This window comes from Oceanibaculum indicum P24, assembly GCF_000299935.1.
Taxonomy (GTDB): domain Bacteria; phylum Pseudomonadota; class Alphaproteobacteria; order Oceanibaculales; family Oceanibaculaceae; genus Oceanibaculum; species Oceanibaculum indicum.
The window spans coordinates 32,181-44,744 of sequence record NZ_AMRL01000023.1 but is presented as its reverse complement, the minus strand read 5'-3'; the positions used below and the strand labels follow the sequence as shown (position 1 = coordinate 44,744).

Here is a 12,564-nt window from a genome sequence, read left to right as displayed (position 1 = left end):
GTTAGAAATACTGTCTCTCACCACCAATTGACGCTCGCGCAGGGCGATGGGCATTGTAGCGCATGCTCCTGTTTCTCGGCCAATCGACGGAAACCCTGATCTTGCTGATCGCGGCACTGGCTATCGATGCCTATGCCGGCGGCTTCGTGTGGCCGCGCAGCCTGTCGCGGCTGAATCCGGCCCATCTGCTGGGCCGGCTGGCGCGCTGGTTCGACGACCGGCTGAACCGGCCGGAACGCACGCCGCGCTCGCTGCGCATCCGGAGCTGGCTGGCCCTGCTGGCCCTGCTGATCCTGGTCCTTCCCGTCGGGATTGCGGTGCATGGTCTGGCGATGACCAGCGGCTTCGGCTGGGCGCTGGCGCTTTGGCTGATGGTCGCCTTCGTGACGCTGCGCCGCACTTACGATCTGGCGGAGAATGCCCGCCGCCTGCTGCAGGGCGGCACGCTGGCCGAGGCACGGCTGTCGGTCGATGCGCTGACCGACCGCGATATCTACCGGCTGGACGAGCATGCCGTTGCCCGCGTCGCCGTGGAATCGCTGACCGAGCGCTTCGTTGCCTGGGTCGCGGCCCCGCTGCTGTGGGCGGCGCTGTTCGGTCTGCCCGGCCTGCTGGCCCAGGCCGCCGCCCATGCCGGCTCGCGCATCCTGCGGCGCGGCGACCAGACGCTCTATGGCCGTGCCTTCACCCTGGCCGACCGGCTGTTCCAGGCGCCGGCCTCGTGGCTGGCGGGCCTTGCCTTCACGATAGCCGCCATCGCCGTGCCGACCGCGCGGCCCCTCACGGCCCTGCGCATCCTGCTGCGCGACGGCGATAAGGCGAAGGACCAGACCGAAGGACGAGCTCTGGCGGCGATGGCCGGCGCGCTCGATCTGTCGCTTGGCGGCCCGCGCCAGCATGCCGCGCTGACCGTGCCCGGCGCATGGATCGGCAGCGGCCGGGCTCGGCTGCAGCCTGACGATGTGCGCCGCGCCCTGATGCTCTATGCGGTTTCCGGCGTGGTGCTGGCCGGCCTACTGGCCGCGACCATTGTGGTCAGCCTGCGCCTTTAAAACAAAACCCCGCCGGCAGGCCCGGCGGGGTTCGTTTCGCCTGCGATACAGTCCGCGATCAGCGGCGCATCACCATCATCTTCTTGATCTCGGCGATGGCCTTCGCCGGGTTCAGATGCTTCGGGCAGGTCTTGGTGCAGTTCATGATGGTATGGCAGCGATAGAGGCGGAACGGGTCCTCCAGCGCGTCCAGACGCTCGCCGGTCTTCTCGTCGCGGCTGTCGGCGATCCAGCGATAGGCCTGCAGCAGCACGGCCGGGCCGAGATAGCGGTCGCCATTCCACCAGTAGCTGGGGCAGGAGGTGGAGCAGCAGAAGCACAGCACGCACTCCCACAGCCCATCCAGCTTCTCGCGCTCCTCCGGGCTCTGCCGGCGTTCGGTATCCGGCGGCGGGGCCGATTCGGTCTGCAGCCACGGCTCAATGGAGGCCAGCTGCGCATAGGGCGTCGAGAGGTCGGGCACCAGGTCCTTGATCACCGGCATGTGCGGCAGCGGGTAGATCTTCACCTCGCCCTCGACATCCTCGATCGGCTTCAGGCAGGCCAGCGTGTTGGTGCCGTCGATGTTCATCGAGCAGGAACCGCAGATGCCCTCGCGGCAGGAACGGCGGAAGGTCAGCGTGGTATCGACCTCGTTCTTGATCTTGATCAGCGCGTCGAGAACCATCGGCGCGCAATCGTCGAGATCGATCTCGTAGGTATCGACACGCGGCGTCTTCCCGCTGTCGGGATCGTAGCGGTAGATCTTGAACTTCTTGACCCGCTTCGCCCCGTCCGGCGCCTTGTAGGTCTGGCCGTCGGTAACCTTGGAGTTGGCGGGCAGCGTGAACTGAGCCATGGGGGTTTCCTTGTCCTGGGCTCCAGAAGAAATGGCCGGGCTTAGTAGACGCGGGCCTTCGGCGGGATCGTCTTGATCTCGTTCGACATGGTGTTCAGATGCACCGGGCGATAGCCCAGCTCCACCTTGAAGCCATTATCCACATCGCACCAGGAGACGGTGTGCTTCATCCAGTTCTCGTCATCGCGCTCGGTGAAGTCGTCGCGGGCGTGCGCGCCGCGGCTTTCCTTGCGCGCCTCGCCGGATTCCAGCGTGACGATGGCCTGGCCCATGAGGTTGTGAAGCTCCAGCGTCTCCACCAGGTCGGTGTTCCAGATCAGCGACTTGTCGGTCACCGCCACATCGACCAGGCCTTTGGCGACATCGTGAATGTTCTTCACGCCGGTCTCCAGGATGTTCTGGTCGCGGAACACGGCGGCATGACGCTGCATGACATGCTGCATCTTCAGCCGCACCTCGCCGGTCTTGGTGCCGCCCTTGTTGAAGCGCACGGCATCGAGACGCGCGATGGCGTTCTCACCGGCACTCTCGGGCAGCGGCTTGTGCGGGGTGCCCGGCTTCAGCGTCTCGCCGCAGCGGTTGGCGCAGGCCCGGCCGAACACGACCAGGTCGAGCAGCGAGTTGGTGCCGAGGCGGTTGGCGCCATGCACCGACACGCAGGCCGCCTCGCCCGCCGCCATCAGGCCGGGGATGGTGGCGTCCGGATCATCCTTGGTCGGCCGGAACACCTCGCCATGATAGTTGGTCGGGATGCCGCCCATATTGTAGTGCACGGTCGGCACCACGGGGATCGGCTCCTTGGTCACATCGACGCCGGCGAACACCTTGGCGGTCTCGGAAATACCGGGCAGGCGCTGGTGCAGCACCGCCGGGTCCAGATGCTCCAGATGCAGATGGATGTGATCCTTGTTCGGACCGACGCCGCGGCCCTCATTGATCTCCACCGTCATCGCCCGGCTGACCACGTCGCGGCTGGCCAGATCCTTGGCGTTGGGGGCATAGCGCTCCATGAAGCGCTCACCCTCGGAATTGGTGAGGTAGCCGCCCTCGCCGCGCGCGCCCTCGGTGATCAGGCAGCCAGCGCCATAGATGCCGGTCGGGTGGAACTGCACGAACTCCATGTCCTGCAGCGGCAGGCCGGCGCGCAGCACCATCGCCCCGCCATCGCCGGTGCAGGTATGCGCCGAGGTGCAGGAGAAATAGGCGCGGCCATAGCCGCCGGTCGCCAGCACCACCTGATGCCCGCGGAAACGGTGAATCGTGCCGTCCTCCAGGCACAGCGCCATGACGCCACGGCACTCGCCCTCCTCATCGATGATGAGGTCGAGCGCGAAATATTCGATGAAGAACTCCGCCTTGTGCTTCAGGCACTGCTGGTAGAGCGTGTGCAGCAGCGCATGGCCGGTGCGGTCGGCGGCGGCACAGGCCCGCTTGGCCATGCCCTCGCCGTAGTTGGTGGTGTGCCCGCCGAACGGGCGCTGATAGATCTTGCCCTCCTCGGTGCGGCTGAAGGGCATGCCGAAATGCTCCAGCTCGATGATCGCCGGGATCGCGTTGCGGCACATGTACTCGATGGCGTCCTGATCCCCCAGCCAGTCCGACCCCTTCACGGTGTCGTACATGTGGTACTGCCAGTTATCGCCATCATTCATGTTGTTCAGCGCGGCACCGATGCCGCCCTGGGCTGCCACCGTGTGGCTGCGGGTCGGGAACACCTTGGTCACGCAGGCGGTCTTCAGCCCGGCCATGGTGGCGCCCATGGTCGCGCGCAGGCCGGCACCGCCGGCCCCCACCACGACAACATCATAGGCATGATCGACAATCTTGTAGGACTGCATGGGTTAAGCTCCGAAAGCCAGCTTCAGAATGGCGAACACGGAAGCGACACCTAGCACCACGGTGAGCAACTTCAAGCCGATGAGGGCGGCGAACTTCACACCCTCGTTATGCACATAATCCTCGATGACCACCTGCATACCGAGCTTGGCATGATAGTAGCCTCCGACCACCAGCAGGATCATCAGGATGGCCGGGATGGGCTGCCCCATCCACGCGGTCACGGCGGCATGGCCGGCCCCGGCATGGGCGACGATGGAGATCACCAGCCACAGCATCAACGGCACCAGCGCGATGGCGGTCAGGCGCTGCATCCACCAGTGATGCACGCCTTCCTTGGCGGAACCCATGCCGCGCACGCGGCCGAGATTGGATTGCATCGACATGGCTCAGCTCCCCATCGAGAGGCCAACGCCCCAGGCGATGGCGGTCAGGATCACCGTGGCGGCAAGCACCGCATAGCCGCTCTTGTACACCTGCGGCAGCTCGAAGCCCCAGCCGGCGTCCCAGGCAAGATGCCGGATGCCGTTGGACAGGTGATAGAACAGCGCCACCGACCAGCCCAGCAGCAGCAGCCAGCCAAGCCAGGAGGTGATGAAGCCGTGCGCCAGCGCGAAATGATCAGGGCCAGCCGCAGCGGCCAGCAGCCACCAGGTCAGCATCAGCGTGCCGACCGAGAGTGCGACGCCGGTGATGCGGTGCAGGATCGACAGCGCAGAGGTAATCTGCGGACGGTAAATCTGCAAATGGGGTGATAGCGGCCGTGCCGCCTTCCCGCCGGACTGCATGGTGCCCCCTTCGCCAGAGCGGTAAGAATGGTTTTCAACTGTACCTGAACGGGTTGGGCCCGTCTCTTAAACACGCAGTTGATTTAGACCCCGCCCGCCTTCAAGTCAACGCAGCGCTGCCTTACCCCCGGCGCAGCCGTCCAACGCCCCGCACCGCAGAGAACCGTCCGGCGCAGCATCAAGGCCTCGTCCTGTGGATTTTTTGCCGAACATTATCCACCGCTGTGGATAAACCGCGCCTTGGACGCCAGCCAGAGGCGCAACACACAGCCATGGAATGATTTTTCGCGAGGATGCGGCTTGGGTACAAATGGAAGGGCCTGTGGAAAAACCGTTAGTGAAATTTAGTAACTTTTTCTTGCGATAAATTGGTTGATTAATACCGATTTTTCGTTGCCAGGGCAATGAAATTCCGACAGACTTGATTCCAGCGCAGTAGGCGTCATGGCACAGGGCGATGTTAATGCCATGCTGGCGGCAGGCCGGTTACCGGCCCCCGCTGGCTGATCGGGACCAGATGGCCGGAAACGGCCTGTTCGGAAACGATCCATAGAATCGCACCGCCACCCGCCCGCTTGGAAACCGCGCCGCGCCAGCGGCGATGGTGGATAGCGGAACCGCGCGGTCCGGTTCAGCCGATCAGGCGGACCGGCACCGAGGGGAAGGGGCATGCCAGCGGTCGCGCCGGTCCGGGTTCCTTCGTGGCCCAACGACGGCGATGACGGGGCGGCATGACTTGCGGGAGATCTTGCGCGCTGTCGGCCGGGCGGCTCCGTGCCAAGCTGTCGCCCAGCCTGGTGCCCCGCACCGGACAGCGCAAAGAGAATGACGGTTTCTGCGTCTGGGGTTCCGGCGGTCGCTTGCGGCCCGCCTCCGGCCCCGAAAAGAGAGGCGTCGAGGACGTGCCTTCCCGGGCCGGGCGATTATCGCCTACATCCTCGACGCCTCTGCTTTTTATCAGAATCGGCGTCTCGCAACAACCAGATAAGGTGGTTTGCCTGGCATGGCCCCATAGGGCTATTGCGCCGGAACAGCATGTCGCGGCCAGAAGACCGCGGACGGGACGGCGGAAATACCCCTCGAACATTGCAAGCGGACCGGGAGGCGCTACATTGGCTGGCAATGAAGAAGATCATCGGCCTTTCCTTCCTGCTGGCGGCGCTGACAGCGGTGTCGCTTGCCCCCTCCCCCGCCCTTGCGGGCTGCGGCGATCCGCCCGGTCCGGGCGTGGATTGGCGGAACTGCAATATGAGCCGGCAGGAGATGCCCGGCGCTAACCTGACGAAGGCGACCCTGTGGCAGACCAACCTGAACCGCAGCGACATCGCCGGGGCCGATCTAAGCGAGGCCGATGCCAACCGGGCGCTGTTCCTGGAAACTAGGATGCCGGGCGCCTCGCTGGATGGCGGGCGCTTCACCTATGCGGACTTCTCCCGTGCCGACCTGACCGGCGCCTCGCTGAAAGGCGCCAACCTGTCGCGCGCCCGGTTCCATAACGCGATCCTGCGCGAGGCGGACTTTACCGGTGCGGACATCCGGGACGCGGATTTCTTCCGGGCCGATCTGCGCGGCGCGCTGTGGATCGATGGCAAGCGACGCTGCGGCGAAGACTCAATCGGCGCCTGCCGCTGATGTGCGACAGACGCCGATTTCCAGAAGGCCGGGAAAGCGGCCTTAGTCGTTGGCGGCAAGCTCCTTGCGCAGCTCGGCACTGCCGGCCGGCGTGCGACCGCCACCCATGACGATGCCCTCGGCCGTGACGTCGGCACCGTAATAGGCCTTGTTCATCTCAGGCTTCGGCTTCACGACACCGCCTTCCAGCGAACCGCCACCGAACAGACCCTTCGACTTGGCATAGACCAGAATGTCGGCTTCCGGGTTGCCGGTACTGGCCGCGCCAACGCCTGCGCCAACGCCACCGACGGCGACACTGGCATCGGCACCAAGCTTCATCTCGTTCTGCATCAGCTTCTTCAGGCCGGCATCGCTCATCACCAGGAAGATGGTCTCCCGCGATTCGACACCCGCCTGCAGGCCGATGCTGCCGGCTATCACCTGATAGAAGGCCGGGCCGCTCCAGCTGCCATCCGCGCCGCGCGTCAGCAGCACGCCATCGCCAGCCTGGCCGCCCAGGATGAAGCCGGCCTTGATGAGGTCGGGCACGATCAGCACGCCCTTGGCCTGCTTCAGATGCTCGCGGGCCGGTTCCAGCCCTTTTTCATTCAGGATCGCGCGCAGCGAGCCGAGCGACTTGTCCACCAGCAGCTGCGGCGTGTCGTCGGCATGGGCCGGGGTCGTCATCGCCGGGGCGGCGACGAACAGGCCGAGGGCCAGGGTAAGGGCGTATCGCAGACGGCGCATGGCCAATCTCCTCATGTTTCATGCAACAGATGCCCGCCGTGCGGGCTTACTTCCTGCCGATAGAAACGCCGGGACCGGCGATACGTTCCGTCTCCACCCTTGGTCCCGGGCCTATTTCGGGTGCCGGTTCACCATCACCACCTGCCAGGCCGGGTCCGGCCAGTTCTCCTCCGCCGGATGATGGTCGATGCGGGTGACCGACAAATTATCGATCTGGAAATGCAGCGCCTTGGCCGCCGGTATCTCCAGCGCATGCGCCAGCGCCGCGCGGATCGTACCGCCATGGGCGACGCAGATGACATCCCGCCGCGCATAGTCATGCGTCAGCCGCTCGACCACCGGAGTCACCCGGCCCAGCAGATCCTCAAAGCTCTCGCCGCCAGGCGGTGCCACCTCCGGCGCGGTCAGCCAGAAGCGGTGGCGCTGGAATTCCACCGTGGCGAACACCTCATGCCGGGGCCTGCCCTGCAGATCGCCGAAACTCTGCTCGCCGAGATCGATCTCGATGCCCTGCGTGCCGGCCTCCGGCAGCGGATAGCCGGCTTCGCCGATTGCCGCCATGGTCTGGTGGGTGCGCTGCAGATGCGTAGTCACCCACACCGCATCGCGCGGTAGCAGCCCGGCCAGCCCCCGGAAGCTCTCGATATCCGACACATCCGCCAGCGGATCGCCGGCGCCGTAGATCCGGCCCCCGGTGCTGTTGACCGGCGCGTGCCGTATCCACCACCAGCGCGTTGTCATCGGACTGTCCTGGTTCATCCCGTCGCATCCTTTTCATTCTGCTTTCTCTCTCGCGCGTGAGGATATAGGAGAGAGGCGCCGTCGCGATATCTTCATCGCCGACATGAGCCGACCCGATATGGAGAGGACACCGCCATGGCCCAGGAGCCCCGCGCCGAAGAGACCCGTGCCGAGGAGCCGCATTTCGGCGAAATCCGCCGCATGCTGGGTGACCTGCCGGACATCGACCGCGATGCCGCGAGTGCGGCGGGCCATGCCGCCCTGCCTGGCACTGGCCGGCTGGCGACGCTGGCGCGCTTCCTGGCCGGCTGGCAGGGACGGACCGCGCCGCAGCTGAACCATCCGCGCCTGACCCTGTTCGCCGCCAGCCATGGCGCCGCCGCCGCGCTCGGCCTCGACCCGGTGGCCGCGAGCGAGGCGTCCGTGAAGCGCTTCCTGGACGGCGAGACGCCATTGAACCGGCTGGCGGAATCGCTCGATTCCGACCTGCGCATCTACGAATTGTCAGTCGAGCTGGCGAGCGGCGATTTCACGCAGGGCCCGGCGCTGGAGGAGGCCGACTGCGCGCGCGCCATGACCTACGGCATGATCGCTGTCGAACCCGGCATCGATGTGCTGGCGCTGGCCAGCATCTCTGCCGAATCGCAGCTGCCGGCGGCGGCGCTGGCAACCCTGCTGCTGGGCGGCATGGCGGCGGACTGGTGCGGACCCTCCACCGATCCGGCGCGGCTCGCCCTCATCGACAAGGCGGTCTCGTTGCATGCCGGCACCAGGGCCGACCCGCTGGAGGCGCTGCGCTGCCTGGGCGGCCTCGATATCGCGGCAATGGCCGGCGCCATCCTGGCCTGCCGCTTCGCCCGCACGCCGGTGCTGATCGACGGCATCGAAGGACTGGCAGCCGCGCTGGTGCTGCGCGCGCTGGAGCCGACGGCAATCCAGCACTGCCTGCTGGCCCATGCGAGCGCCGACCCGCTGGCGGCGGCACTCGGCCGCGCGCTGGGATTCGAACCGCTGCTCGACCTCGGCATTTCGACCGGCGATGGCGTCGCCTCCGCCACCGCCCTGTCCGTGCTGCGCGCCGCCTGCGCCTGCCAGATCGCCGCCGACCAGCGCAACTGAGAATATCGCGGCTTTTACGGGGCGAAAACAGCCGTACTCTTGCCATTGTCGGGCGTTACTTGGCACAAATACCCCGATTGAGGGGGACAACCGCCAAGGGAGACTCCGATGCGCCATCCTGCGCCAAATAAAACCCGCCTTCTGGCGCTGCCTGTTCTGGCCGTGCTGCTGCTGAGCGTGCCGCTCGCCGCACAGGCCCAGCCCGCCGGCCGCCACGGTCCCGCCGACGACGAGATCGTGCTGCGACTGGAGGCCGAAGGCTGGGTCGAGACCCAGACCGCGAAGCTGATCGTCGCCATCGACATGGCGCTGCAGGGTGGTGAGATGGCCGATGCCCGTGCACAGGTGAATGACACGCTGGGCGGACTGGTGGCCGGTGTGGACTGGCGCACCACCCGCTTCTCCCGGCAGATGGATTCGGCGGGCCTGGAGCGCTGGCAGGTTGTCGCCGAGGCGCGCGTGCCGGAGGCGAAGCTGGCCGGTGTGCACGACAAGGCCAAGAATGCCAGCAAGCCGGGCCTGTCGGTACGCGTCGCCGATATCGATTTCACCCCGACGCTGGCTGAGCACACGGCGGTCGAATCGGCGCTGCGCGCCGAGCTGTACCGCCAGACCAAGGAAGAGCTGGCACGCCTGGCCGACATCTTCCCGGAGCGGGACTACCGCGTGCGCATGATCGATTTCCAGTCGGCCGGCATGCCCAGCCCGCGCCCGGCCATGATGGTGCGCGGCATGGCGGCGGAATCCGCGCCCGCCATGATGAAGGACCAGGCTGGCGGCGAGGGCCTGTCGGTCAGCCGCCGCATCGTGCAGAGCGCCACCGTGATCCTGGGCACCACCGCCCCGGCGCCGGAACGGCGTGGCGGCCCGAAGCGGGAGGACGTTCCGCCCAAGCAGTAATATAAAGCGAATAAGGGGAGGGGATCATGACCGGCATTCTCATCGTCACCGGCGGCAGCCGGGGCATTGGCGCCGCCACCGCACGGCTGGCCGCCCAGCGCGGCTGGGATGTGGTGGTGAACTACAAGGGCAATGCCAGCGCCGCGAAGACAGTGGCTGGCGAGGTCGAGAGCGAGGGCCGCCGCGCCGTCGCCATCCAGGGTGACATGGCCCTCGAATCCGACGTGATCCGCCTCTTCCTGGAAGCCGAAAAGGCGCTCGGCAAGGTGACCGGCGTGGTGAACAATGCCGGCATCACCGGCACCGGCAGCCTGCTGGCCGATACCGACCTCGCCACCATCAAGTCGGTCATCGATCTGAATGTGACCGGCGCGCTGGTGGTGGCGCGTGAAGCCGTGCGCCACATGGCGAAGTCGCGTGGCGGCCGGGGCGGCGGCATCGTGAACCTGTCCTCGGTCGCGGCGCGGATCGGCGGCAGCGGCGAGCTGATCCCCTATGCCGCCAGCAAGGGCGCCATCGAGACGCTGACGCTCGGCCTCGCCAAGGAAGTAGCCGCCGAAGGGATAAGGGTGAACGCGGTGTCGCCCGGACTGATCGAGACGGACATCCATGACACGACCGGCGACCCGAACCGGCTCGCCCGGCTGGTGAAGGGCGTGCCGATGGGCCGTACCGGCACTGCGGCGGAAGTCGCCGAGGCGATCCTGTGGCTGCTGTCGCCGGCTTCGTCCTACGTCACCGGCACCTCGATCCAGATTGGCGGCGGCCGGCTGTAGGGCTTCGGTCAGATCGTGAAGTCGAGGGCGGACTTGCCGGTCTTGCGGATGTCCTTGCCGCGGGCCTCCTCGCACAGATCCTCGATGGTGACGGCGTCCAGCTTGGCCAGCAACTCGTCGCGCAGGCCGGCCCAGAGCGGGCGCAGCACCTCGCGCCCCAGTTCGGAGCCTTCGGTATCTTGCCGGTCTTCCTCGGCCTCCAGCCCGCCATCGACGGTGCGGCAAATCTCGCCCAGCGTGATGCGCCGCCGCTCCCGCCCCAGCCGGTAGCCGCCGCGCGGGCCGCGCACGCCGATCAATATGTCGGCACGGACAAGCTGCTGCAGCACCGGCTCCAGATAGCGCCGGGGGATGCCCTGGCGTTCGGTGATCTCCCGGCTCTGCACCGGCGTATCGGCCGCGTTGTAGGCGATATCCAGCACCGCCTCGATGGCGAACAGCAGCTTGCGCGAGGATTTCAGCATGGGTGTCAGGTGCCGGCTGTACCGGTCGCGGTCCCGGTCGAGCCGAAGCCTCCGGCGCCGCGCGCCGTCTCGTCCAGATCGGCAACCGGCTGCCACGCAATCTGCGTCACCGGGGCGACCACCATCTGGGCGATGCGCTCGCCGCGCTTCACCGCGAAAGGCTCCTGCCCCAGATTGATCATCAGCACCTTCACCTCGCCGCGATAATCGGCATCGACGGTGCCCGGGGAATTCAGCACCGTGAGACCGTGCTTGAAGGCAAGGCCGGAGCGCGGCCTGATCTGCGCCTCATAGCCGGATGGCAGGGCAATGGCGAGGCCGGTCGGCACCAGCGCGCGTTCGCCTGGCTGAAGCACCATCTCCGCCTCCACCGCCGCGACCAGATCGAGGCCGGCGCTGTCCGCCGTCTGATAGGCCGGCAGGGCCAGCCCCTCGCCATGCGGCAGGATGCGGACGGGAAGCGCAATGCTCATGTCGTTTTCTTTCCGAAATGATCGCCGATGCGGGCGGCGAGCCGTTCCGCCACCTGCTGCTTGGTAAGGCGCGGCCAGTCCTCGGTGCCGTTCTCCGTCACCAGATGGATGGTGTTGGCATCGCCGCCGAAGGTGCCGGTCCCGGCGGAGACGTCATTCGCCAGGATCCAGTCGCAGCCCTTGCGGGCGCGCTTGGCAGCGGCATGCTCCGCCACCTTCTCGGTCTCCGCCGCGAACCCTATGACCAGGGCCGGCCGGCCCTGTTTCAGGCCGGCGATGCTGGCCAGGATATCGGGATTCTCGGCGAAGCTGAGGGTCGGTGCGGCCCCGCCTTCCGCCGGCTTCTTGATCTTCTGTGGTGCTTCCTGCGCCACGCGCCAGTCGGCGACAGCGGCGGCGAACACGGCGATATCGGCCGGCAGCGCGGATTCGCAGGCCGCCAGCATCTCGCGCGCCGATTCGATGCGCACCACCTTCACCCCCGCCGGATCGGGCAATGCCACCGGGCCGCAGACCAGGGTGACGGCGGCACCCGCGCGCGCCAGCGCCGTGGCGATGGCATGGCCCTGCTTGCCAGAGGAGCGGTTGCCAATGAAGCGCACCGGATCGATGGCCTCATAGGTCGGGCCGCTGGTGACCAGCGCGCGCAGCCCCGCCAACGGGGCGCCCTTGCCGAAATAGCTCTCGATGGCGGCGACGATCTCCAGCGGTTCCGCCATGCGGCCCGGCCCGTATTCGCCGCAGGCCATGTCGCCCTCATTCGGCCCGACGAAGCGCACGCCGCGCTGCCTGAGAATGTCGAGATTGGCCTGGGTCGCGGCATGGGTCCACATGCGGACATTCATCGCGGGGGCGGCCAGCACCTCCTTGTCGGTTGCCAGCAGCAGCGTGGTGGCAAGGTCATCGGCAAGCCCGCCTGCCATCTTGGCGAGAATGTTGGCGGTCGCCGGTGCCACGACGATGAGGTCAGCCTGACGCGACAGGTTTATGTGACCCATCTCGGATTCGTCGGTCAGCGAGAACAGGTCGCGATAGACCTTGTCCTCCGTCAGTGCCTGCAGGGAGAGCGGCGTGACGAACTGTTCGGCCGAGGTGGTCATGGCGCAGCGCACCGCGGCCCCGCGCTCGCGCAGGCGGCGGACCAGCTCCAGGCTCTTATAGGCGGCGATACCGCCCGAGACGATTAGCAGGATGCGCTTGCCGGCCAGCATGTCAG

At 66.8% G+C, this 12,564-nt stretch carries 14 protein-coding genes; 5 read left to right on the top strand and 9 right to left on the bottom strand.

Going from position 1 to position 12,564, the window contains the following annotated elements:
* Positions 1 to 62 precede the first annotated feature (62 nt).
* The gene (locus P24_RS14970) at positions 63 to 1,052 is read left to right on the top strand and encodes a cobalamin biosynthesis protein CobD/CbiB (protein WP_008945584.1); all 990 of its coding nucleotides are present in this window, start codon (positions 63 to 65) and stop codon (positions 1,050 to 1,052) included.
* A 58-nt stretch (positions 1,053 to 1,110) separates the two neighbouring features.
* Here P24_RS14970 and P24_RS14965 read toward each other — a convergent pair whose 3' ends face one another.
* From P24_RS14965 to sdhC, 4 genes are read right to left on the bottom strand one after another with little or no spacing between them, the layout of a single operon-like run.
* Positions 1,111 to 1,890 (bottom strand): succinate dehydrogenase iron-sulfur subunit, encoded by a 780-nt coding sequence (locus P24_RS14965; RefSeq protein WP_008945583.1) that lies wholly within the window; start codon positions 1,888 to 1,890, stop codon positions 1,111 to 1,113.
* Positions 1,891 to 1,931: 41 nt separating this feature from the next.
* On the bottom strand, positions 1,932 to 3,728 hold the full coding sequence (gene sdhA / locus P24_RS14960) for a succinate dehydrogenase flavoprotein subunit (protein ID WP_008945582.1): 1,797 nt from the start codon (positions 3,726 to 3,728) through the stop codon (positions 1,932 to 1,934).
* 3 nt (positions 3,729 to 3,731) lie between these two features.
* A complete protein-coding gene (gene sdhD, locus P24_RS20305; RefSeq protein ID WP_008945581.1) occupies positions 3,732 to 4,112 on the bottom strand; it encodes a succinate dehydrogenase, hydrophobic membrane anchor protein in 381 nt (126 codons plus the stop codon).
* Positions 4,113 to 4,115: 3 nt separating this feature from the next.
* Entirely contained in the window at positions 4,116 to 4,514 is a 399-nt protein-coding gene (gene sdhC / locus P24_RS20300; RefSeq protein ID WP_040707927.1) for a succinate dehydrogenase, cytochrome b556 subunit, read from the bottom strand.
* Positions 4,515 to 5,636: 1,122 nt separating this feature from the next.
* On the opposite strand from sdhC, the gene P24_RS20140 reads away from it, so the two are divergent.
* Positions 5,637 to 6,146, top strand: a complete 510-nt coding sequence (locus P24_RS20140; RefSeq protein WP_008945579.1) for a pentapeptide repeat-containing protein — start codon at positions 5,637 to 5,639, stop codon at positions 6,144 to 6,146.
* Positions 6,147 to 6,188: 42 nt separating this feature from the next.
* Here P24_RS20140 and P24_RS14940 read toward each other — a convergent pair whose 3' ends face one another.
* Both P24_RS14940 and P24_RS14935 read right to left on the bottom strand, forming a co-directional pair.
* The gene (locus P24_RS14940) at positions 6,189 to 6,875 is read right to left on the bottom strand and encodes a lipid-binding SYLF domain-containing protein (protein WP_008945578.1); all 687 of its coding nucleotides are present in this window, start codon (positions 6,873 to 6,875) and stop codon (positions 6,189 to 6,191) included.
* Between the two features lie 111 nt (positions 6,876 to 6,986).
* Positions 6,987 to 7,634, bottom strand: coding sequence for a histidine phosphatase family protein (locus P24_RS14935; protein WP_008945577.1), 648 nt, complete (start codon positions 7,632 to 7,634; stop codon positions 6,987 to 6,989).
* A 117-nt stretch (positions 7,635 to 7,751) separates the two neighbouring features.
* Here P24_RS14935 and P24_RS14930 point away from each other — a divergent pair, with 117 nt between their 5' ends.
* From P24_RS14930 to P24_RS14920, 3 genes are all read left to right on the top strand, one after another.
* Entirely contained in the window at positions 7,752 to 8,735 is a 984-nt protein-coding gene (locus tag P24_RS14930; protein ID WP_008945576.1) for a nicotinate-nucleotide--dimethylbenzimidazole phosphoribosyltransferase, read from the top strand.
* Positions 8,736 to 8,843: 108 nt separating this feature from the next.
* Complete coding sequence (locus tag P24_RS14925) at positions 8,844 to 9,635, top strand: hypothetical protein (protein ID WP_008945575.1); 792 nt, start codon at positions 8,844 to 8,846, stop codon at positions 9,633 to 9,635.
* 26 nt (positions 9,636 to 9,661) lie between these two features.
* Positions 9,662 to 10,411: an SDR family oxidoreductase gene (locus P24_RS14920; protein WP_008945574.1), complete on the top strand. Its 750-nt coding sequence runs from the start codon at positions 9,662 to 9,664 to the stop codon at positions 10,409 to 10,411.
* 8 nt (positions 10,412 to 10,419) lie between these two features.
* Here P24_RS14920 and P24_RS14915 read toward each other — a convergent pair whose 3' ends face one another.
* Genes P24_RS14915 through coaBC form a run of 3 tightly spaced genes read right to left on the bottom strand, consistent with a single transcriptional unit; the run spans position 10,420 to position 12,559 of the window.
* Positions 10,420 to 10,875 carry an RrF2 family transcriptional regulator gene (locus P24_RS14915; RefSeq protein WP_008945573.1) on the bottom strand — a complete coding sequence of 152 codons (456 nt, stop codon included), beginning with the start codon at positions 10,873 to 10,875 and terminating at the stop codon, positions 10,420 to 10,422.
* Positions 10,876 to 10,880: 5 nt separating this feature from the next.
* Positions 10,881 to 11,348, bottom strand: coding sequence for a dUTP diphosphatase (dut, locus tag P24_RS14910; RefSeq protein WP_008945572.1), 468 nt, complete (start codon positions 11,346 to 11,348; stop codon positions 10,881 to 10,883).
* Positions 11,345 to 12,559, bottom strand: coding sequence for a bifunctional phosphopantothenoylcysteine decarboxylase/phosphopantothenate--cysteine ligase CoaBC (coaBC, locus tag P24_RS14905; RefSeq protein ID WP_008945571.1), 1,215 nt, complete (start codon positions 12,557 to 12,559; stop codon positions 11,345 to 11,347). The genes dut and coaBC overlap by 4 nt, the downstream gene beginning before the upstream one ends.
* Positions 12,560 to 12,564: the final 5 nt, after the last annotated feature.